General features: G+C 36.5%; 23 protein-coding genes and 2 riboswitches. Of the genes, 15 read left to right on the forward strand and 8 right to left on the reverse strand.

The genetic code is table 11. The annotated features are described in order from the left end of the window. The first annotated feature begins 167 nt into the window (after positions 1-167). The 10 genes from MKY80_RS01325 (at position 168) to MKY80_RS01370 (ending at position 10,428) form a co-directional block, all read left to right on the forward strand. Positions 168-857, forward strand: a complete 690-nt coding sequence (locus MKY80_RS01325; RefSeq protein WP_008179612.1) for a response regulator transcription factor — start codon at positions 168-170, stop codon at positions 855-857. Continuing rightward, entirely contained in the window at positions 854-2,149 is a 1,296-nt protein-coding gene (locus MKY80_RS01330) for a HAMP domain-containing sensor histidine kinase (protein WP_089987062.1), read from the forward strand. The genes MKY80_RS01325 and MKY80_RS01330 overlap by 4 nt, the downstream gene beginning before the upstream one ends. Then, positions 2,146-2,811 carry a PepSY domain-containing protein gene (locus tag MKY80_RS01335; RefSeq protein ID WP_089987063.1) on the forward strand — a complete coding sequence of 222 codons (666 nt, stop codon included), beginning with the start codon at positions 2,146-2,148 and terminating at the stop codon, positions 2,809-2,811. The genes MKY80_RS01330 and MKY80_RS01335 overlap by 4 nt, the downstream gene beginning before the upstream one ends. Positions 2,812-2,904: 93 nt before the next feature. Beyond that, complete coding sequence (locus tag MKY80_RS01340) at positions 2,905-3,423, forward strand: PepSY domain-containing protein (protein WP_069479786.1); 519 nt, start codon at positions 2,905-2,907, stop codon at positions 3,421-3,423. Between the two features lie 213 nt (positions 3,424-3,636). Next, a riboswitch (cyclic di-AMP (ydaO/yuaA leader) is annotated at positions 3,637-3,786 on the forward strand. Between the two features lie 119 nt (positions 3,787-3,905). Beyond that, complete coding sequence (locus MKY80_RS01345; RefSeq protein WP_089987064.1) at positions 3,906-5,729, forward strand: APC family permease; 1,824 nt, start codon at positions 3,906-3,908, stop codon at positions 5,727-5,729. A gap of 164 nt (positions 5,730-5,893) precedes the next feature. Further along, a riboswitch (purine riboswitch) is annotated at positions 5,894-5,995 on the forward strand. A 131-nt stretch (positions 5,996-6,126) separates the two neighbouring features. Then, positions 6,127-6,711 (forward strand): xanthine phosphoribosyltransferase, encoded by a 585-nt coding sequence (locus tag MKY80_RS01350; RefSeq protein ID WP_036145342.1) that lies wholly within the window; start codon positions 6,127-6,129, stop codon positions 6,709-6,711. Next, positions 6,711-8,009 carry a nucleobase:cation symporter-2 family protein gene (locus MKY80_RS01355; protein ID WP_036122372.1) on the forward strand — a complete coding sequence of 433 codons (1,299 nt, stop codon included), beginning with the start codon at positions 6,711-6,713 and terminating at the stop codon, positions 8,007-8,009. Before MKY80_RS01350 ends, MKY80_RS01355 begins: the two co-directional genes overlap by 1 nt. Before the next feature lie 280 nt (positions 8,010-8,289). Then, on the forward strand, positions 8,290-9,003 hold the full coding sequence (locus tag MKY80_RS01360; RefSeq protein WP_342531605.1) for a GNAT family N-acetyltransferase: 714 nt from the start codon (positions 8,290-8,292) through the stop codon (positions 9,001-9,003). A gap of 304 nt (positions 9,004-9,307) precedes the next feature. After that, the gene (locus MKY80_RS01365; RefSeq protein ID WP_089987066.1) at positions 9,308-9,658 is read left to right on the forward strand and encodes a VOC family protein; all 351 of its coding nucleotides are present in this window, start codon (positions 9,308-9,310) and stop codon (positions 9,656-9,658) included. A gap of 248 nt (positions 9,659-9,906) precedes the next feature. After that, entirely contained in the window at positions 9,907-10,428 is a 522-nt protein-coding gene (locus tag MKY80_RS01370; protein ID WP_008179593.1) for a DUF2179 domain-containing protein, read from the forward strand. A 36-nt stretch (positions 10,429-10,464) separates the two neighbouring features. Here the strand turns inward: MKY80_RS01370 and MKY80_RS01375 are convergent, their stop codons facing one another. Further along, positions 10,465-11,754 (reverse strand): DUF2252 family protein, encoded by a 1,290-nt coding sequence (locus tag MKY80_RS01375; protein ID WP_089987067.1) that lies wholly within the window; start codon positions 11,752-11,754, stop codon positions 10,465-10,467. Positions 11,755-11,925: 171 nt separating this feature from the next. On the opposite strand from MKY80_RS01375, the gene MKY80_RS01380 reads away from it, so the two are divergent. After that, positions 11,926-12,498, forward strand: coding sequence for a YitT family protein (locus tag MKY80_RS01380; protein ID WP_008179588.1), 573 nt, complete (start codon positions 11,926-11,928; stop codon positions 12,496-12,498). A gap of 57 nt (positions 12,499-12,555) precedes the next feature. Here MKY80_RS01380 and MKY80_RS01385 read toward each other — a convergent pair whose 3' ends face one another. From MKY80_RS01385 to MKY80_RS01400, 4 genes are all read right to left on the reverse strand, one after another. Then, positions 12,556-13,452, reverse strand: a complete 897-nt coding sequence (locus tag MKY80_RS01385) for a DMT family transporter (RefSeq protein WP_008179586.1) — start codon at positions 13,450-13,452, stop codon at positions 12,556-12,558. A 105-nt stretch (positions 13,453-13,557) separates the two neighbouring features. Continuing rightward, positions 13,558-14,718 (reverse strand): PucR family transcriptional regulator, encoded by a 1,161-nt coding sequence (locus MKY80_RS01390; RefSeq protein ID WP_008179585.1) that lies wholly within the window; start codon positions 14,716-14,718, stop codon positions 13,558-13,560. A gap of 145 nt (positions 14,719-14,863) precedes the next feature. After that, complete coding sequence (locus tag MKY80_RS01395) at positions 14,864-16,282, reverse strand: amidase (protein ID WP_089987069.1); 1,419 nt, start codon at positions 16,280-16,282, stop codon at positions 14,864-14,866. Further along, entirely contained in the window at positions 16,272-16,457 is a 186-nt protein-coding gene (locus tag MKY80_RS01400; protein WP_342531613.1) for a hypothetical protein, read from the reverse strand. The genes MKY80_RS01395 and MKY80_RS01400 overlap by 11 nt, the downstream gene beginning before the upstream one ends. Before the next feature lie 327 nt (positions 16,458-16,784). Here MKY80_RS01400 and MKY80_RS01405 point away from each other — a divergent pair, with 327 nt between their 5' ends. The 4 genes from MKY80_RS01405 (at position 16,785) to MKY80_RS01420 (ending at position 20,290) form a co-directional block, all read left to right on the forward strand. Beyond that, complete coding sequence (locus tag MKY80_RS01405; RefSeq protein WP_342531615.1) at positions 16,785-17,423, forward strand: EAL domain-containing protein; 639 nt, start codon at positions 16,785-16,787, stop codon at positions 17,421-17,423. After that, complete coding sequence (locus MKY80_RS01410; RefSeq protein ID WP_342531617.1) at positions 17,386-17,676, forward strand: EAL domain-containing protein; 291 nt, start codon at positions 17,386-17,388, stop codon at positions 17,674-17,676. The genes MKY80_RS01405 and MKY80_RS01410 overlap by 38 nt, the downstream gene beginning before the upstream one ends. Next, positions 17,654-18,604, forward strand: coding sequence for a GGDEF domain-containing protein (locus MKY80_RS01415; protein ID WP_008179576.1), 951 nt, complete (start codon positions 17,654-17,656; stop codon positions 18,602-18,604). The genes MKY80_RS01410 and MKY80_RS01415 overlap by 23 nt, the downstream gene beginning before the upstream one ends. Positions 18,605-18,895: 291 nt before the next feature. Then, complete coding sequence (locus tag MKY80_RS01420; RefSeq protein WP_008179575.1) at positions 18,896-20,290, forward strand: L-cystine transporter; 1,395 nt, start codon at positions 18,896-18,898, stop codon at positions 20,288-20,290. Positions 20,291-20,336: 46 nt separating this feature from the next. Here MKY80_RS01420 and MKY80_RS01425 read toward each other — a convergent pair whose 3' ends face one another. From MKY80_RS01425 to MKY80_RS01435, 3 genes are all read right to left on the reverse strand, one after another. Continuing rightward, positions 20,337-20,651, reverse strand: a complete 315-nt coding sequence (locus tag MKY80_RS01425) for a hypothetical protein (protein ID WP_036222931.1) — start codon at positions 20,649-20,651, stop codon at positions 20,337-20,339. Positions 20,652-20,751: 100 nt separating this feature from the next. Continuing rightward, the gene (locus MKY80_RS01430) at positions 20,752-21,306 is read right to left on the reverse strand and encodes a DUF1273 domain-containing protein (protein ID WP_089987071.1); all 555 of its coding nucleotides are present in this window, start codon (positions 21,304-21,306) and stop codon (positions 20,752-20,754) included. A gap of 213 nt (positions 21,307-21,519) precedes the next feature. Continuing rightward, entirely contained in the window at positions 21,520-22,659 is a 1,140-nt protein-coding gene (locus MKY80_RS01435) for a DUF418 domain-containing protein (protein ID WP_342531623.1), read from the reverse strand. Positions 22,660-22,718 lie beyond the last annotated feature (59 nt).

Genomic DNA, 22,718 nt, shown 5'->3' on the forward strand with positions numbered 1-22,718 from the left:
CTAGAGGAAAATGAGATAATAGTATTCTAACGCTAGGATTAGAAAAAGGGAAGCGCTTTGCTTAAAATTTTAAAAAAATAAGTATGCACATTTCTCATCAATTTCTAATTAGACTTTCCTTACCTGTATCGTTTACGATGAAAGAAAAGGTGAAGGACTGATTCGACATGAGCAATCGAATTTTAATTATAGAAGATGAGGAAAATATTGCGAGAGTGCTCCAGTTAGAGCTTCAGTTTGAAGGCTATGAAGCGGTGATGGCCCATACAGGAGCAGATGGTTTATTGCAATATCGTGAGCAGCAATGGGATTTAATCTTACTGGATATTATGTTACCCGAAATGAGTGGCATAGATGTGCTAAAGCGTATTCGCGCAACAGAATCACAGACCCCAGTTATTATGCTGACTGCTAAAAGTGAGGTGGAGGATAAGGTAAAGGGATTGGATTTGGGAGCTAATGATTATGTGACAAAGCCCTTTGAAATTGAAGAATTACTGGCCCGTATCCGTAATGCTCTACGGTTTTCTCAAAAGGCTAGTCCAACAAAGGTTGGTGTGTCGTTTGGACAGTTATCGATCAATGAGCAGACAAGAGAAGTTATTTATTATGGTAAGGAGATCCAACTGACTCCTAGAGAATACGATTTATTGCTATATCTAATGAAGCATCCTAAGCAGGTGCTCACAAGGGAACAAATATTAGAGACTGTATGGGGCTTTGATTACTACGGAGATACAAATGTTGTGGATGTCTATATTCGCTATGTGCGCCAAAAGCTTGAAATCGCTAATGTAACACCCATTATTCAAACAGTTCGCGGTGTAGGTTATGTGCTGAAGGAAAATAAATCATGAAGCTAAAAACAAAAATTCATCTACTTACCACTTTATTAATGCTAGTAATTTTAGTGGCAACTAATAGTGGAATTTACTTTTTGTACGAGAAATTTGCCTATAATACGGAATATAGTCAACTTCATACACGAGCGAATGATTTAAGCTCAACATTAAGTCAGTTAAATGCACAAACCAACCTACAGCAAGTATTAAGAGCATATATGCCAGCTGGTGGTGCTATCTATGTTTATGATGGAGAAAATTTGAAGACGAAGGTTCAGGCCACTCTAGACATGCCAGATGTTACTTCCATTACCTATACAATGCCTACTATTTGGATTGATGGGACAATTGTGGACATCACCTTACAGCAATCAATGGAGGAAGTAGAAAGTACACTGGATTTATTAAAGGCTATTTTGATCGTTGTGTCCATTATTGCCACCATTCCAATCTTTTTAGCGAGCTTGGCACTCGGTCGCCTAATTTTGTTACCACTAGAACGCTTAAATGCGACAATGCGCAAAAGTGCATTGACGGGGAAATATGAAAAAATGGACATCCCAGCTAAAGGTGGGGATGAATTAGCAAAAATTAATCGAACGTTCAATATGATGATGGTGAAGCTTGAACAGCACTATCAAAAGCAACAGGAATTCGTTTCAAATGCTTCTCACGAATTAAAGACGCCCATTACTGTCATCGAAAGCTATGCAAAGTTGCTCTTACGAAGAGGCCTTGACAATCGTGAAGTAGCGCAGGAATCGCTGCAGGCTATTGCAAATGAATCTTCTCGTATGCATGAAATGGTATTGCAATTATTAGAGCTAGCCAAAAATAATGAGCATATGGATATTCATATTGAACAGCTAGAGCTGGCTCCCTTCCTTAATAAAGTGGCTGCGCAAATGCAGCAGGCATACCATCGGAATTTTATAGTCGATGCAGAAGCACCACAATTTATGGACAGTGATGAAAAAATTTTGAAGCAATTACTCTTTATTTTGCTTGATAATGCTAGGAAATATAGTGAGGATGATGTTCATATTTCCACAGCTGAAACTACTACGCATGTACGAATGACGATTCAGGATTTTGGCGTCGGTATTCCTGCAGAGCATGTTCCACATTTGTTTGAGCGTTTTTACCGTGTCACAGAGGATCGTAATCGTAAAACAGGCGGTTCTGGCTTAGGGCTTGCGATTGCACATGAACTTGCGGGACAATTGGGCATCACCATAGATGTGGAAAGTACAGTTGGAGAAGGTTCAAGTTTTACCTTGTGTATACCAAAGGAGGGGCAGCAATGAAAAAGTGGGCTTTAATACTTATTGTGATTGTCCTTCTTTGTAGCGGAGTGCTTTGGTTTATTCAAAATCGCTATTTTCAAAAGGAGCCTCTCAGTGAAGAGGAGGCCATACGCCATATCGAAGCTATTTATAAAGGTCAAGTTTCAGAAGTAAAAAAGCGTGGAAATTCATTTGAAATTCAATTTACACGTGAGAATTTGAAATATACAGCCATGCTTGATGCTACAACACAGCAGGTTTCTGATCTAACGTTACAAAAAGGGCAAAGTAAATTATTGTTAACGGAAAATCAAATAAGAAAAATGGTGAAAGAAAAATATGGTGAGGTAGAAAACGTCATGCTCACGGAAACTATTTATACCGCACGTGTTGAAAAGGAACATAAGCAAAAAGATATAACGGTAGATGGCTATTCGGGTGAAGTGTTATCTGAAAAAGATGTAGAACCACTAAATCAGCCTGAAAAACCCCATATTATTACCGAACAGCAAGCCGTTGATATAGCGCTGCAACAATTAACTGGGAAAGTGGATTCTGTAGATTTTGAAGATACGGCGGAGGGCGGTTATTATTTAGTTGAAATTGAAACAGAGCATGAAGAAGCCACGTTCCAAATTCATGCTGTATCTGGAAGGGTCCTTTCTGTTTCATGGGACGATTAAACGAGTTTTCTCATGAAATTCTAATGTTCCTCTTATAGTTCTATCATCTTTGCTTGGTAAGCTAAAAGCAGATAAAACAAAGGAGAGATGAACATGAAAAAAATAATTATGATTCCCGCATTAGTGGTGACTCTTGGTGTTGGAGCGGCAATTGGTTCAACAACTTTATTATCAGGAAGTGCACAAGAAAAAAAGATTCTATCCATGCAAGAAATCGAAAAGAAAGCATTAGCAGTAGTGGATGGGACAGTAGCAGATATTGAACTAGATCAAAATCGCTACCGCTCTGTTTATGAGGTAGAGGTGCATGCTGATAAAGAAGAGTATGATTTAAAATTCGATGCCTATACTGGAAAATTACTTAAGCAGAAGAAAGAGCGTCAAGATGACGATGATAATGAATGGGTTAACGCTAATACTGCTACTAACCTTATAAGTAAAGAAAAGGCTATTGAAGCGGCTCTAACAAAAGCAAAGGGTACAGTCACAAAAATTAAATTAGATGATGGTATTTATGAAATCGAGTTAAAAAATGGGCAATATGAATATGATGTTGATGTTGATTCGATTACAGGAGAAATTGTTGATTTTGAACAAGATATGGAAGACTAATAATAGTTGTTGCCTTAAAAGTAGAGCATACTTTTAAGGTTTTTTTGTTGTAAAATGCCTTTAAATTAGGTATTCGCGGATAAATTAATTTCTACCATGGATATTAACAATGTATTTCAAAAAGTCTATGTATTTCACTTGTAAAAAATAAAAATTTTCTTCTTTACTTTTTTAATCGCCAGGCGTAATATGACATCATTATTAAAGTTTCAAATTTCTAAATCGCTGAAGCAAACTAGACGCGGGGGACCCATTTTAGACGGAGTGCATAAGCAATCCTTGGGGTGAATCTCTTCTTTTGAAGGGTAGGGCTACTCAGGCCCGAATCCGACAGCTAACCTCGTAAGCGTTAAGAGCAGATAAGTTGGAGCTTGGCAGACAGATGAGCGTCTACAAGTCTTATTTAGTGATGACTTGTAGGCGTTTTTTGATCTCATTTAGGAAGGCGAAACACAATCTAAGAAACTAGAAGGTGTTTATTGATGAAATCCTCATTTAAACGTTATGTAATCGGCAAACCATTAAGATCCGATGCGTTAGGGGAGCAAAAACTTAGTAAAACAAAGGCATTGGCCATATTATCGTCCGATGCTTTGTCTTCCGTAGCTTATGGACCGGAACAAATTTTAATTGTCCTGATGACTGTGGGAACATTAGCATTTTGGTATTCTTTACCGATTGCGGCAGGGGTTGTTGTCCTATTGGTGGCACTGACTTTATCATATCGTCAGGTTATATTCGCCTATCCACACGGGGGCGGCGCTTATGTAGTATCTAGGGAAAATTTAGGTGTGAACGCGGGTCTTGTAGCAGGTGGCTCATTGCTCGTTGATTATATTTTAACGGTAGCGGTAAGTGTATCAGCAGGGACAGATGCTATTACATCGGCATTTCCAAGTCTGCATCCATACAATGTGCCAATTGCTATTATCTTTGTGATTTTTTTAACGGTCTTGAACTTACGTGGTGTAACAGAGTCCGCCTCGGTTTTGGCATACCCTGTCTACCTGTTTGTAGTCGTTATGTTAGTGTTGATTGGGATGGGGCTCTATAATGTTGCAACAGGTCAGGTGCCAGCAGAGCTGCATCCAAAGATAGGTACACCCGTCGCAGGGATTAGTTTATTTATATTATTAAAGGCATTTGCGTCAGGGAGCTCAGCCTTAACAGGGGTAGAAGCTATATCGAATGCGATCCCTAATTTTAGAAATCCAGCTCCTAATAATGCTGCTAAAACATTGTTAGCAATGGGCGGAATCTTAGCGGTTTTATTTATCGGTATTGTTAGTTTAGCTTATTTTTACGGAATTGCGCCAACTTCGGAAGCGACAGTCGTTTCCCAACTAGCAGAAGCAAGTGTTGGTCGAAATTTCTTTTATTATATAGTACAGGGTACAACAGCGATGATTTTGGTACTTGCAGCAAATACAGGCTATTCAGCATTTCCTCTACTTGCTGTCAATTTATCAAAAGACGGTTTTATTCCAAGAATATTTCAAATGCGTGGGGATCGCCTAGGGTATTCTAATGGCATTATGATGCTAGGACTAGCAGCCATTGTTTTAATCATCTTATTTGATGGGGCAACAGAGCATTTGATTCCACTCTATGCTGTTGGGGTATTTATTCCGTTTACATTAGCACAAACGGGAATGATGCGAAAATGGTGGCGCGAAAAACCTACTGGCTGGATGACAAAATTTACGATTAACACAATTGGTGCAGCCATTTCGTTTATTGTAGCGATGATGTTTTTTGTAACGAAGTTGCCTCAGGTATGGCCAGTGTTTGTATTTTTACCAATTATCATTTTTGTATTTCATCGGATCAAGCTTCATTATCAAGCCGTTGGGGAACAGCTGAGATTGAGTAAAGAGGAAGTCGCTACTATTGAAGGAAATGTATTCATCGTACCAGTAGCTGGTATAACGAAGGTGGTTGAAAATTCCCTTCATTATGCGAAATCACTAAAGGTTGATAAAATTATTGCCTTTTATGTGGCTTTCGATCAAGCGGATGCAAAAGCCTTCGAAGAAAAATGGCAGGCTTGGCAACCAGATATTCGACTAGTAACCTATTATTCAGCATATCGTAGCATCACACAGCCATTGATCAAATTTATAGATAAAGTGGACCATCAATGTGCGAAAACAGGTCATAAAGTAACGGTTGTCATCCCTCAATTTTTACCTAAAAAAGGCTGGCATCATATGCTTCACAATCAATCTAGCTTATTAATACGTACAACATTGTTATTTCACAGAAATGTCGTGATTATGACAGTACCCTTTCATTTATCAAAATAATGCTAGCATGCTAGAAAATTGTCTGTTATAATCAGTACGTTGATTGAAAACACGAACGTTTACAATTAAAAAGTCGCAGAATACCATTAAATTCCGAAAAATTAAACATTTTTCAGTAGGAGAAATAGGCTTCTACCGAATAAAGTGTTAAATTGGGTATTCTGATAGATTCATACAATTTTACTCATATAATAGCGAGGATATGGCTTGCAAGTTTCTACCGATTTACCGTAAATAAATCGACTATGGGTAGCAATGCTTTTAGAGAACTTCTTTCATGATGTTTTCTATTCCTTTCGACGTTTTAACGCTGAATGCTTTGCTCCACTCGTAGCTGAATGGGACCAAGGTGTTCAGCTTTTTTTATTAATATTTAAGAAAGAAGGATATGACAGAAATGAAGTTATTACACGACAAAATTATGCAAGAGGGTAAAGTTCTATCATCTTCAGTATTAAAAGTAGATTCATTTTTAAACCATCAAATTGACCCATTGTTAATGAAGGAAATTGGTCATGAATTCGCAAACCGATTTGCTGACCAAGTAATTACAAAGATTTTAACAATAGAATCTTCAGGCATCGCTCCTTCTGTCATGTTAGGGCTAGAAATCGGTGCACCGGTAGTGTTCGCTCGTAAACGTAAATCATTAACACTTTCAGATAACCTTTACACATCAAAAGTACATTCATTTACTAAAAATGAAACAAATGATATCTCTGTATCACGTAATTTTTTAAGTGAAGACGACAATATTTTAATTGTTGACGATTTCTTAGCAAACGGAGAAGCTGTAAAGGGTTTACTTGATATTGCAGCTCAAGCAGGTGCTAATGTTGTAGGAGTTGGCATTGTTATTGAAAAAGGCTTCCAAGATGGGGGAAAATTATTACGTGAGCAAGGTGTTCGCGTGGAATCATTAGCGATTGTAGATTCTCTTGAAGATGGCAAAGTGACATTTGCTACGGAGGCTCGCGCGTAATGAATACCTTTAAATCAACGACGCTAGCAATTCAACATTTACTTGCGATGTATGCTGGAGCCATCCTAGTGCCACTTATTATTGGAGGGGCAATTGGCTTTAATTCAACACAAATGACGTATTTAGTGGCGATTGATATTATGATGTGCGGGATCGCAACACTTTTACAAGTTTACTCAGGTAAATTTATTGGTATTGGCTTACCTGTAGTACTTGGTTGTACATTTACAGCGGTAAGTCCAATTATTGCTATAGGTACAAACCCAGAGCAAGGTATCACAGATATTTATGGTTCCATTATTGCATCTGGTTTGATTGTCGTGATTATTGCGGGCTTCTTCGGGAAGCTAGTGAAATTTTTCCCACCAGTAGTAACAGGATCTGTCGTTTCTATTATCGGTATTTCTTTACTGCCAGTAGCTTTAAATAATATGGCAGGTGGACAAGGGGCAGAGGATTTTGCATCCGGCTCAAATATTGCATTAGCATTTATTACACTAGTCATTATTTTAATCGTCTATCGTTTTTCTACAGGCTTCATCCGTGCTATTTCCATTCTAGTTGGGTTAGTAGCTGGTACAATTTTAGGGGCATTCATGGGCAAGGTTAATTTCGACCCAGTAGCAGAAGCGGATGTATTCCATATGGTACAACCATTCTACTTTGGAATGCCAACATTTGATGTAACGGCTATTATTACAATGACGCTTGTAGCAATGGTATCTTTAGTTGAATCATCTGGTGTTTATTTTGCACTAAGTGATATATGTAATAAAAAATTAGATTCAAAAGATTTGGCTCGTGGTTATCGCTCAGAAGGTCTTGCATCTGTAATCGGTGGAATTTTCAATGCCTTTCCGTACACTACATTCTCACAAAACGTGGGTCTAACGCGTATGTCAGGTGTTAAGGACCGTAAAGTCATTTACATCACAGGTGGTTTACTAGTAGCACTTGGCTTCCTACCGAAAATCGCAGCATTAACAACGATTATTCCAACGTCTGTACTAGGTGCAGCAATGCTTGCGATGTTCGGTATGGTAATCACACAGGGTATGGGTATGCTTGTACCAGTAATGAACGAATCAGCAGAAAATGCGATGATTGCTGCGATTGCGGTAAGTTTAGGGGTCGGTGTATCAGTCGTTCCTGGCATTTTTGATGCACTACCAGAAAAAGTGTCAATTTTAACATCTAACGGTATCGTTTGTGGTTCAGTCACAGCAATTATCCTTAATATTTTATTCAACATGATTGGGCCGAAGCATAAAAAAGACCCGATGCATGGAGAAGCATAAAGAGATCATTCAATAGCATGTATCAGAATTCAAACATATAAAGAACAATGTCACCTACTTTTATCTATTGATTTAGATTGGAGGAGGTGGCATTTTTTTATGCGAAAAAAGGGCAGAAAATGTTCGAAGAAAAACATTAGGTAGTAATAAGCAAGTTTCTTGTTTATTATGTGTCTGATCAATGTATGATTAGAAACTTGGTAAAAATACTTCTTTGACCAATTAAGAGGGAAATGGTTGAAAGGAGAAGAATAGTATAAATCATAAGAGGTGAAAACATATGGATAATCTGCTACAACATTTCCGAAGTGTTGGCGTACATTACCTAAAAAGTGATAGTGTAATGCTGCTAGAGATTTTAGAGGATAGACTTGATTTTGCCGCTGAGATAGATGTGTTAATAAATGAGCTTTTAGATAACTTACAGAGTGGTTTAGAAAAAGTTAGGTTTGAATGTCCGAAAGTTCTTTTAGATAGCTTGAATTGTACAAGAACTAAAATGGAAATTGTTGATAAAAGAATAGCATTTAAGAGATCTTTACTGACACCATTAACTATTTCAGAACTAGATTATGAAATATGGTCATGCTCTGAGAAAAAGTCTATCTTTTTTTTATCTGAAATGATGAGTACAAGTGTTATAGATGCAGAGAAATTTCTGACGGAAATGAGGACGGAACTCCCATCGCAAGTCAACAATATGTATACAGTATATATTGTTAACAGTGAACCTGTTGGTGTAGTTTTCCCTCATATAGAACCAAATACAAATAATGAAGGTCGTATGCTTTGGATTGGTATTCATCCTAATTTTATGGGGACAGGATTAGGTAAGGACTTACATTTAATAGGCCTATATAGATTGAAAAATGAATTTAAAGCTATGTCTTATTTAGGGATGACCCGAGTTGACAATATTCCAATGAGAAATATAATGCTTTCAAACGGATGCATTCAAAGTAATTCTGTAATTTCTTTACAATATTCTATTTAAGGATTGGCTATTTTCATTTATCAATGAGGCTTTTTAGTGAGGAATTCTTAATGAAGTAACGAATGTTTGTTGAGATGATATAAAAGCTATCACATTTACATAAAAGGTAAAAATTTCTAAAAACGTTCGGCTGTAGAACGTTTTTTAATATGTCCCTTTATCAAGAGATCCGCAAGAAAAAATATGATTGTCTTGCATAAAAGCTTTTTACTATTCAACTGGTATGGGTATGTTAACGAAAGAAGGTATTCACATTTAAAACTAGAATTTAAATTCATAACTAATTGGTAGGAGGGAGATCTTTATGAAAGTAAAGGGATTGGGAGGAGTCTTTTGGAGGACTGAAAATCTAGAAGAAATTAAACAGTGGTATAGCAAAGTTCTAAACATGGAAATTGAAAGTTGGAATGGTACCATGATTACACCACAGTCAGGCAATGAAACGATCTTTTCCTTCTTCTCTGAGCATGACAGCTATTTTCCAACAGATCAGCAAGTGATGCTAAACTTTCAAGTGGAAAATCTAGAAGACAGTATCAAACATCTTGAAAAAATAGGTGTGCCCCTTGCAATGGACAAGACAATTCATGAGTTTGGAAAATTTATTTGGATTGAAGATCCAGAAGGAAGACGTATCGAGCTTTGGGAAAAATAAATCAAAGGAATTAATTTGAAAATGACCGCAATATGTTAACTTCGTTTAAATAGTGGGGAAATAGCTTGTTGTTTTCCTTTAAAGTCGTTGGAATAATCGAACGGCTTTTTTTAGTACACAGCTTGTTTTAGGCGTGAATGTTTAGAATTGAGTGGCGAGGGAATTTATAAATAAGGTATTTTTAATAGAATGTAATTCTCTATTTCAACATACACTTATATAACTACTCTTAGAAAGGTCTAGTATAAATGCAAAGTATCGTTTTGATTTTAATACTTCAATTAGTATATGTACCCTTTTTAACTTTACGTACAATATTTTTGGTGAAAAATATTACTTTCCTTGCTGCCATATTCGGTATGCTAGAGATGCTCGTGTATGTATTTGGCCTTTCGCTTGTTTTTAGCGGGAAACAAAGTATGTTAGCTATGGTCGTTTATGCAATTGGTTTTGGCTTAGGTATTTTTTTAGGAGCCAAAATTGAACGGAAGCTGGCGATTGGCTATGTTTATGCAACCATTAATACTCAAAATAAAAATGAAGAGCTTGTGAGGTTTCTCCGTAATGAGGGATTTGCTGTTACGATTTATGTTGGTGAGGGGCGAGATAGTAATCGCTATAAATATGAAATTTTAACAAAGAGAAATCGAGAGGCAGAACTCTTTCAAATAGTAGAGCAATTTGAACCGAATGCATTTATAATTTCCTACGAGCCAAAGTCATTTAAAGGCGGTTTTTTACTAGCTCGTATGAAGGCTAGGCAAAAATAATAGGACCTTAGCTACTAGCTGAGGTCCTTTTCGTTGCTATTTAAACTTTGCATCCATCCAGTTTTTAAAGAGGTGATAATCTGAGTAGACTGTATCTTTGTAGTTCATAGACTGTAAAATTACTTGTTCAACAAATACATGTCGATCTTTCCCAATCGTTTTTAGTATCTCATCCTCACTATGATAGGTGAAAACAGGAGAATAATCGATATCCGCTCGTGCATGTATTTTAGCGGCAATTTGTCCCATAATCGAGGTTGTTGTATAGTAATCGTCGACATTTTTATAGTTTTTAGGCTTTACTTTCTTTTTATAAGGGGAACGCTCTCGAATGTAAAATTCCTGCTCATTCATGGTGATATAGTGTAAATGAGGGTCCTCTAAATGGTGCATAGCTTTTTGTGTCCCAACTACTCTCGCACCTTGATGCTCATAATGCTTCCAAAATTCATGATTGTAAGGAAGGAAATAGGCAGGGATCGCTGTACGGACCTCTTTCATTTCTAATACTAAATCGTCTACTCCCGATGCATCTTTTTTGTCTTCCACTAAAATATAGTAACGTTTTAATCCGATTGAAGCAGTACCTGAGCCATGCTTGTAAGCAATGTCCTTAATCTTGTAAGCAGGAAGTGCACTCGAAATTGCATTATATTCCTCGGCAGTAACGGGCTTAATTTCATCATTGCTAATAAATAGGCGTTGCCCGTCTTCATCGACATAGGAAATATCCTGTAAAAACTGGGAGCGTTGACGTTTCTCTAGCTTTTTCAATAATTTTTTGGCGGGTCCTTTTGTGTTGTCTTTCGTAAATACGAGCGTTAGAGGATCATCCTGTTTACGCTGAAATCGTTTAAGCTGATCTATATAGCTATTGAGCAGATGTTGAATGGCCGTTTCCTGAGCAGCCTTATGTATGCCTTGTTCTTCTAAATAAAGCGCAATACTTACACTCATACGAACAATATCATATAAATAAGAACCAACATAACCCTCATCAAAATCATTGACATCAAAGACAATCGTGCCGTCTTCATTTTGAAAGGCACCGAAGTTATCCATATGCATGTCTCCTTGAATCCAAGTCGGTTTGAGAGTAGGCGTATGGAAAATGGAGGAAGTTTTTGTCATGTCAAAATAAAATAGATAAGCACTTCCTCGGAAAAAGCGGAATGGACTTTCAAGCATTTTCTGATACTTCTCCAAACGCTGTGCCTCAGTTAACTTCATTCGTTGAGCATCAAACTCCTCAAAGATGGTATTTAATAGCTCCCTTCTTAAAAAAACTCTTGTATGTTTCACCTGTTCCAATAATGCATGCTTCATCTAAAAACCCCCTTTAGGTTACATGTATATACGAAAAATAAAGGAATAGGTTTCGAAGAAATTTATCAAAAGGGCTCGATAAAAATGGCTTAGGATCTAGGGTTATTTCGTAACATGTTCAATCACCTATTTTCATACTATAAGACATGCTCAGTTACGGAGGGGGGTTATATGTATTTTTTGACGAAAAGCCTTGTCATTATAGTAGGGAGTATTTCTTTGTCGTTAGGAATTAACTTATTCTTAACGCCCTATGAAATATTAGATGGGGGAGTAGTAGGATTAGCGCTGATTTTACATTATTTATATAAGTTAAAGATTGGTCTAATGATTATTATCATTAGTATCCCTATTTTTATTATTGCCTGGTTTAAATATAGAGCTTATTTTTACAATAGTATTCATGGCTTAATTACCTCTTCCTTGACTATAGACTTGTTAAAGCCAGTCAGAAATCTCGTTCATATAGATGCTCTTTACAGTGCTATACTTGGGGGGATTCTCGTAGGCTTTGGAATCGGCTTAATGCTTCGTTTTCAGACAAGCACAGGAGGGACAGACCTCATTGCGCAATTTATTAGTGATAAAACAAGTATTAATGTAGGGATATTAATATTTTTCATTGATTCTATCGTTATTGTTGTGGGCGGCTTCCTGTTATCCTCCACTACTTTTTTATTGTCTATTATTACGGTTCTAGTAGTAGGCATAACGACGAGCATCATTACGAGTCGTGCTTCATAACATTCGTTTACTCCTGAGCGTGTCGCATAAAAAAATAGCTCCAGTAAGAGACTGAAACTATTTTGGCGTTTGATTGTCGAGTGTTTTCATAAGCTTCTTTTTAGGATGTGCTGGTTTGACCTCTGCAATGAGTATGGCGAGTAATATAAGAACAGCTCCTACAACCATACGGCTCGTTAAAATTTCGTGCAGGAAGATAACCGATAAGATCATGCCGAAAAAAGATTCCGTTGATAGAATAATCGCAGCCTTTGTAGCAGTTGTATATTGATTCGCCACATTTTGAAAAAGGTAAGCAATCGTTGTTGAAAAAATTCCTAAGTAAATAATCGAATAAATAGCTTCTTTTTCTAGTGACGTAGGGATTTCTCCTTGGCTAATGACCACAAGAATACCTATAAAGGAAGCGGTAAGAAATTGAATGATAGTTAGTGCAATGGCATCTTCCTTTTGAACAAAAAGATTTGTACAAAATATATCAAAGGCAAAAGCAACGGCACAAGCTAACGAAAGGGCATCACCAATATTCATCGTCAATGAACCTTGTAACGATAAAAAGCCAATTCCAATAATGGCTATTAAGGACCCAATAATTTCATACCCATCAATACGACGCTTATAAACCGCATAGGCGATTAACGGAACAATAACGACATTAACTGCGGTTAAAAAGGCATTTTTCGATGGTGTTGTATATTGAAGTCCAACCGTTTGAAGAGCAAATGCTATATACAATATGGTACCTAATAAAGCACCTTTCCATATGACCGATTTTGACGCTTTTTTTAATCGGGAACCAAATAAAACAGTTAATATAATTGAAGCTAATAAAAATCTACCAGCCATAACTTGATAAGCCGTTAAATATTCTAAGGCAATGGCTGTTATAACAAACCCACTGCCCCAAACAATGGCTGTAACGAGTAGCATGCCATCCGCTATGTAAGTTTTCATGAAATTCTTCCTCCTAACTTCAATTAGGATAGCATAAGAGAGAAGAAAATAATTTGATTTTATTTCTAAATATTCAGGCGTTTTTTTGTACTTATTCCAAAGCGATTATTCATCACTCAATTTGCTATGTAATAAGTACAATTTAACGGCTGCAGCTAGACGCTCATAAAATACATAGTCATTATCTATAGGTACTACTAACTGACGGATTTTTGCCATACGATAGCGGACGGTATTGGGATGACAATAATGGTCAACAGCTACTTCTTTAATGTTTCCTTTTTTTGTAATATAGGTTTTGGCCGTTTCCAATAAATCTGGATCTGCCTTATCATCGAGTAAAGGCGCTAAAAAGGAAGTAACATAATCCATCGCAAATGTAGGATTTTTACGATACAGCTCTATTAATAAACGATCTGATGCAAGGGACTTATAATGGCAGCTTAGTACCTTATCAATTTCAGCAAAAACACTAGCAAAAAAGGCTTCTCGTAAAGCAGTAGAGATGCCTGTTTGTGTGTCGTACCAATTGCTATAGCCAAAGGTGAATGCTTCGGTAGGGATAGCACTTAATGTTAGCCATTCATGTATAAACCTCTCAGCCTGAAACTGCTGAGATGGGTGAGTGATAATTATAAAATGACTTTGCTTATAGGAACAAAGTAAACCAGATTTTAATAAAGGCTCCATTGATAAAAAGTTCTGTTGCCAATCACTTTGAGATAAACCCCTTCCCCGTAGATTAGCGACAAATACATACTTGTCAAAGGGTCTATCAATTTGCTGTAATATCGACTTCAGCTGCTCCTCTGCAAGATCCTCCTCCATTAATCTTCGTACAATTGTTTCTAAAAAGAACGAGTAATCCTGTGTTTTAGCATAAGCCATCGTTTCTAAAATGATTTTTTCAAAAAACTCATCTCCACCAAATCGAAGGATAGGAAAATTACGTTCTTCCGCATAAGTTAAAACCTCTTTAGGTAAATCTTTATAAATAACAGGCTTATAGGCTAAGGCACTTGCTCCAAGCTCGATCAAGCTTTTGACGGCATTTAATAAATACTCAGGCTTTTGCTTTGCAAATAATAAGCTACTTAACACAACACTGTTAGGAGTGAATATTGTATCTCGCACATGATGTATATCTGGGGAGAATTCAAAGTCGAGTATTTCTACGTTGTGAACAGCTTTATGCAAACCGCTGTGACCAGCAATAACGGTAAATTCTTTTGTAATGGGTAATTGTAAAAAGTTCTCTACATTCATGAATGGATCATTGCCTTTCTTGTAGTAAGCTATTATCTTCTATTATAAAAGTACGTCTTAATAAAAAACCATTAGTTTGAAAAGATTATACATACAATAAAAAAATCTGCTCCTGGTGAGCAGATTTTTCAACGTTATTTATCGATTAAATAGTAGAAAAAATATTAGGCTTTCTATTTCTTAATGGGTTTGTTTGTTCGATAGCATACCCAACATTTAAAATTCGACCTTCTTTAAAGGCAGGACCAATAATTTGAAGACCTATTGGTAAATTTCCTTTAAAGCCGCAAGGAACGGAAAGGGCAGGTAAGCCTGTTAAATTACTTGGACCTGTAAAACGAATAATATTATCAATTAAATCTACTTTTTTGCCATTTAGCTCAGCGAAATCATCACCAATGGTATTTGCCACCACAGGTAGAGTAGGGGTAATAAGCACATCTACTTGATTAAAAATTTCGTTAAACTCCTGCTTAATTTGACGACGTACTTGCTGTGCCTGTAAGTAATCAACTGCAGAAGGCAGTTCCCCTAGCTCAAATAATAACCGGATATCGTCTCCGAAATCTTGAGGTCTCTTTTGTAAATCAGAATGGTGTATAGCTGCTGCCTCTGAAAGGGATGTTACAAGCTCTGCCCATTCTGCATATTGTAAGGATGGAATTCGCACTACTTCCACTTTAGCACCTTGATCTACTAAACTTTGAATGCTCGCTCGAACAGCCTTTTCTATGTCAGCATCTACGTCTTTAAAGAAGTAGTCCTCATTAATGCCGATGACTAAATCCTTACTATTACCTGAAAGTTGCTGCACGTAATTGTCAGTAGGTACATCTATGCAAGTAGGGTCTCGATGATCAAAACCAGAAATGACTTCCAGCAAGCCTGCTGCATCCTTTACTGTCTTTGTCATTGGGCCGATATGGTCTAAGCTCCAAGCAAGTGGGTAACAGCCATATTTACTTACACGACCATGCGTAGGCTTTAAGCCAACGATACCACAGGCAGAAGAAGGGATTCGAATCGAGCCTGCTGTATCCGTTCCTAGTGAGGCGACACTTGCGCCTGCCGCAACAGCGGCACCAGAGCCACCACTAGAACCACCTGGAATCTTATCTAAATCCCAAGGGTTGCGAACGGGTCCGTAATGAGGGTTATTATTAGTAATTCCCCAAGCATATTCATGCATGCTTAATTTTCCAGTGAAAATAACACCAGCGTCACGAAGTTTCTCTACTACTGTTGCATCATAATCTGAAACGAAGTCCTTATGAATTTTGGAGGACATCGTTGTAATTTTATCTTTAAAATATAAGTTATCCTTTAGGGCCATCGGAATTCCGTGATACATTCCTTTATATTGCCCTTGGAGAATCTCTTTTTCTATTTCATTTGCTTGAGACAATGCTTCTTCTCGATAAAAGGCCATATAGGCATTAATTTTAGGCTGGCTTTCCTCAGCAAAGTCTAGAATAGCCTTCGTAAGTTCCACAGGTGATAAAGCCTTCGATTGTAGTAAAGGTGCCAGCTCTTCAACAGATTTTAAATGTAAATCAGTTGTCAATGTGATCACCTCCAGGAATGCTACGTACAGCGATATCCGCGTCATCAATCACAATACCTTCTAGGTGGTTACGTAGTGACTGCATACCTTCCCAGCGTACTTTTAATCGTTCAAGGTGTTCAGGTTTCGGTGTAATTCCTTTGTTCTCCAATAATTGTTGAATAGACAAGCTCATTAACTAGATCCTCCCTTGAATAGTTTTATTATCTAAATAGGTTTCCCCATAAAGACCAATATCGTCAATCACAAATAATTATAATAGGTAAGATAATCCTATTATTACAATCATACACTAACGATAGTTTATATCAAATAAATAATTTGCAATAGAATGAATATTGTGAAATAAGAACTATGTAATAGATATGAATAAAAGCTTACTACTCGGAAAGAGATATCCTGAAATCTAGTGCTAGCGCTTGCTCTTTTTACATGCGATTCACAGTCTATTTACAATCAAAGCGTACAATGAACCATAATAACCAATTGAAGAGGTGCAAGCATGGAGTCAGCTGTGGAACAAAATATAAAAACGAATAATGTTTTTTCTTTATTAAAATATTTATACAGGCAACATCAACAAAATACGTTATATATAAAACGTTTAAAAGCATTAAAGCAAATTATTCAACAAGGTTCTTTACATACATACTTTCAACCTATTGTGGATTTACAGACAGCGCAAACAATTGGATTTGAAGCTTTAAACCGTCCAGCACCCTCTGAATTGTTTACAAGTGTCGACCAGTTTTATGAGTTTGTTGGACAAACAGATTGTGTATTTTTATTTGAATGTTTTTGTAGAAATCTTTCTTTACAACGTTTCAAGGAACGTATGCCCAATGATTTGGTGGATAAAAACCTTTTAGTATTTCTTAATATACATCCGAATGTATTATTAGATAAAAAATATCATAGTGGGGAAACGCTACAATTATTAAAGGAACTCGGCATTAAGCCACAACAAGTAGTTTTTGAATTAACGGAGCGTAGTGCTGTTATAGATTTTGTTGAGTTTGAACGTGTATTATCACATTATAGATCGCAGGGCTATCGTATTGCGGTAGACGATGTTGGCTCAGGCTACAATAGCTTGAAAACACTTGAAAACACTTATTTATTTAAAGCCAGAATTTATTAAACTAGACCGTTCATTAATTCAAAGTATTGATCAGATTAGTGAGCAGCAGCAGCTTGTTACATTGCTAATGAAATATGCCGAGCAGGCCAAAACTAAAATTATTGCTGAGGGAATTGAGAGACAGGAAGAGCTTGAGTATCTACATCGTATCGGTATTCACTATGCGCAAGGTTATGCGATAGGAAAGCCCGCAAAGGAAATACATTTAGGAAAAATAAGGGTGGGTGACCATGAAGATTGGGGAAGTCATTGAAAAGGTTCCATGTATTGATGAATATGTGAAAAATAAAGAAGTAGATGTACTTTTTACGAGTAATCCTTCATTACGTAGTGTTGTGGTAGTTCGTGATGAAAAACCTATTGGGCATATTACACGTACACATTTCTATCAAAAAATAGGTACTCAATATGGCTATCATTTATTTATGGGACGGCAAAATCAATTAATCATTAAAGAGAATCCTTTAATTGTAGATCGGAATATACCGATTACTGAGGTTAGTACTCAAGCAATGTCTAGACCTCCGGAGGATTTATATGATGATGTGATTGTCACTAAAAAAGACCTATATTATGGAATGGTTAGTATAAGGGAGCTTCTGTTAAAGCTCGTCGATACACAGGTGGCCATTGCTAGCTTTTTGAATCCACTAAGTAGTTTACCAGGTAATAAATTAATCAATGAAAAGCTTGAGGAAGCCTTAAAACTTCCACAATATAGTTTAATATATTTCGATTTAGATCATTTTAAATCCTATAATGACACCTATGGCTTTAATAAAGGCGATAAAATCCTACTATATTTAACAGATATACTTAAAAGACATATATGTGAGGTAGATGATTTTTTAGGGCATATTGGTGGCGATGACTTTGTAGCGATTTTGCCCTATTATGATGCTGCTTCGATTTGCCAAAGAATTATTGATGATTTTGATGCTAATATTTTGAGTTTTTATGAATTAGAGGATCTTGAATATGTGCAGGTAGCCAATAGAATTGGAAAACTGGAGCCATTAACATGCACTACTTTATCCGTTGCAGTTATTACGAATAAATTTCAATATTTTGGCTCCGTAGAACAATTATCTAATGCGGTGACACACGTGAAAAAACAGTGTAAAAAAATTACTGGAAGCTGTTATTTGATTAATACACAAGAAACCTACTTCGTTCATTAAACGATGTAGGTTTTTGTTAATGTTGGGGGATTTTGGGGTATTAATTTTGTAATCACAGGGATCGTAACCCATTAAAGTGATGATGTTGTCACCAATTGAAGCATGGGAGACTAAAATATTTTAAAGAAGTCTCTTTAAAATGATCGTTTTACGTTTTGAGGGCATAATGAATAGCGACAAATCGTTTTTATTTTATGAAATTATTAATCTTAATAAAACATACTTGAATTATAGGGATTATAGGTATATAATTCGATTACATTATTATAAAACACCTTAGGAGGCATTCCATTGTCGAATTTACAAATCATTCTTAACGTAGCAGTTCTGCTTGTGTTCGTTGGAATTTTATATGTGATGAATAAAAAACACGTCAAGTTTTCGAATCGTGTTTTTGCAGGTCTAGGTTTAGGGATTTTGCTTGGTCTTGGACTTCATTTTATCTACGGTATTGATTCTGAAGTTTTAGCTAAAACAACATCTTGGTACAATATTATAGGTACTGGGTATGTTAAATTATTACAAATGGTAGCGATGCCATTAGTATTTATATCTATTCTCATTGCCTTTACAAAAATGAAAATTGGTAAAAATTTTGGGAAAATGGCTGCTCTTATTTTAGCTATTTTAATTGGTACGACAGCTGTTTCGGCAGCAGTAGGTATTCTTTCTGCAACAGTATTTGATTTAGATGCAACACACATTTTACAAGGTGAAGCGGAGACAGCACGTGGCCAATACCTTGAGGAAAAAACGACTGGCTTAGCAGCACCTGATTTACCAACACAAATTGTTGAGTTATTCCCAGCCAATCCATTCTTGGATTTAACAGGAGCTCGTTCAACTTCAACAATTGCTGTCGTAATTTTCTCAGCATTCCTTGGCTTTGCTTATTTACGTGTAGCACGTAAAGATGAAGGAACAGCAGCAACAATTAAAAAAGGGTTAGATGCTATTTATGCCCTTGTCATGGGTGTTGTAACAATTATTTTACGTTTAACACCGTACGGAATTTTAGCTATTATGGCTCGTACTGTCGCAACATCTGATTTCGGTGCCATCTATAATTTAGGTAAGTTTGTGATTGCCTCTTATGCAGCTTTAATAATTGTATTTTTAGTACACTTGTTAATCTTGACATTAAGCGGATTAAACCCAATTACGTATGTGAAAAAGTCTGCGGAAACATTATTATTCGCCTTTACTTCACGTTCAAGTGCGGGTACTTTACCGATGAATATTAAAACGCAAACAGGTCGTCTTGGGGTATCTGAAGGTATCGCCAATTTCTCAGGTTCATTTGGTTTATCAATTGGTCAAAATGGCTGTGCTGGTGTATATCCTGCCATGCTAGCAATTATGATCGCACCTACAGTCGGTATTAATCCACTTGATCCTGTGTTCATTATTACAGTTATTGCAGTAGTAGCAGTTAGCTCATTTGGTGTAGCAGGTGTTGGTGGTGGTGCAACATTTGCAGCGATCCTTGTATTATCAGCTCTTGATTTACCAGTTGCCCTTGCAGGTGTATTAATCTCAGTTGAGCCTTTAATTGATATGGGACGTACAGCTTTAAATGTAAGTGGTTCAATGACAGCTGGTGTTACAACAGCACGTGTTACGAAAGAATTGGATACAGAAATGTATAATAATAAAGAGTTAGGTGCTCAAGTAGCAGACCTATAAGATAGAAGAACCCCCTTTAAAGGTGAAACTTTAAAGGGGGTTGTTTTTATATGATCTTTACATAAAAATCTTTACCATTGATTATTTCAGTAATTTCAATATTAAAGTTTTCTTTATAGTACTCAAAAATATTGTAGGCTAAACCGGAGTGTCCATTTAAATATGTTCCTTTTTTAATCTCCTTACGAGGGTTATGAAAATCAAAATATAAGCGGGAATCCCTACTCATAGTCCTTAAAATGGCTAGAAATTCTTGTTCTTCGATATGAATGCCACGCGTATAGCTACACTCTCGGCGATACGTATCATGAGCAATATTTATCGGAGAAGCTTCAAAAATTACTTCGATTTGTTTCTTCAAATGTGACAGCTCCTTTCGAAATGTGATCAAAAAGTTAGCTACAGACAACCTAATTCATAATACTAGTATATAATTGTCGGAAAATTATAGCAATTAATATCTACCAATCTTGTTGCTGTATTTCCTCTGCTATTATTTGTAAATCATAGGCATTGATTGTCAAAAGTGAATAGTCATGAGACTCCATAAATTTTTCTGCCAGACGTTTGATATATTTTGGAGAGCCTTCATTTTCTTCATCATAAATTAATAATAGACCATCTGTATTTTGAATAATAAATTTATCCTTCTCAATAAATTGCCAAGGAGCTTCGTACGGTTTTTTCGTAATGCTTGTGACGAAATCTGCTCGGGCAATTATGGTTTGATATTTTTCCTTTTTATGGTCCTGCCAATTTTTCTCTTGTTCTAAAAAGGGTGTGATAACTGCATATTTTAAATGAGGAAATTCCTTTTTTAGCGTCCATACAACTTCAGCACTCCAAGATTCTACACCTTGTTGGCCGCTAATAATCACCCATTCGAGCCCTTCATCAAGTAGAAGACGTAGACGGTTTTCCAATGCCTTTTTAATGATACTAATCCCAGGATGTTTATCGTTAAAAATACCAAGTTCATGTGGCTTATAGCCTGTAATCATTATACGCGTTAACAAGAAAATGCCCCCTAAGCTGTATGGTTGTAGTAATAGTATACAGTAGGGGGCAAGGAAAACGAATGCCGATATTATCGATTAAAATGCAATAGTGTTAAAATTACTGCTACAGCCGCACAAATACCTAAAAACCACCACGAGTCTGTAAAGTCTTCTTTAGAGTCACTATTCATATGAAATAATTCCTTTCGTATATAGTAGTTTGTAGGAGTCTTACTTCACCTGACCGGTCCACGACCAATTCGTCCATACACGTAAGACTGTTTCAAATGGGCCACGTTTAAATTTCTTTAAATAGGCAAGGCTGAGGACACATTGTAGGCTGTAAACAATGATACCGAATAAAATACCGCCAAAGACACCTAACTTGCCATATAATCCGAGACCATAACCGTAAAAAACAGTTGTACAAATAATAGTTTGTAGTAAATAATTGGTTAAAGATAATTTTCCCACGCTCTCGAATGCAGGAGCAAGGAGTTGTACAGGGCGTGTTTTATAGAGTAAAGCTGCAAGGCTGACATAGCCAAGTGCTAATAGTTGAGATCCGCCCATCAATAAGATGGAAGAAAAATCACTTTCTATAAAACTTACACTTTTACATGCGAGTCCTATAGGAACTAGGAGTGCCCCTAGCTTATACCACTTTACTTCCTCGTCCATTTTCGTAAAGGCTTGCTTTTTAGCGAGTGCCATACCGAAGAGGAATAAGGGAGCATAAAACATTGGCGCAAAAATTAATACAATAAAGATGAAGGAAGGGTCCTCCATTCCAGGTACTTCTGCATTTGCTCGGAAATCAAAAATTTCTAAGTAGCTTCCATTAGCATAGACATCATTTGCTTGTTCAATGTAAGTATCTAATTCCTTTTGTTCCTTTTTAGTTGCCTCCATAGAATCGTATGTTAAAGCCGTTGTAAGGACAAATAGAATACCCGCCCATATAAACAAAGTTTTGGGTTTACGATTAATAAAGGGAATTAAAAATAAAGTCATACAGCCATAAGAAAAAAGAATATCGCCTTCCCATAAAAAAATGGAATGGAGTAAACCGAGGGCAATTAAACCAGTTGCCCGACGTAATACAGACAAGCGGCTTTTATTTTTTTTTCTTCGAATGGATTCAATTAATTTAATAAGCGAGAAGCCGAATAAAATAGTGAAGATTGGCATAAAGGAGCCTTCAATCACAATCTTTACAAAATATAAAGCTCCATTATCTAAGGTAGAAAGATTTTTTAATTCATCTTTGCCATACATCCCAAATTGGAATATCAGCAAATTCGCCATTAAGATGCCAAATAAACTAAACCCACGCATTGTATCAATGAAAGTAATACGATTAGTTGTCATTGCGTTTTATCTCCTTAATTGGTTATCTTATACATAGAATAGTTGAGGAAGCTTATGGT

The sequence above is a fragment of the Lysinibacillus sp. FSL R5-0849 genome (genome assembly GCF_038595075.1).
Lineage (GTDB): Bacteria > Bacillota > Bacilli > Bacillales_A > Planococcaceae > Lysinibacillus > Lysinibacillus fusiformis.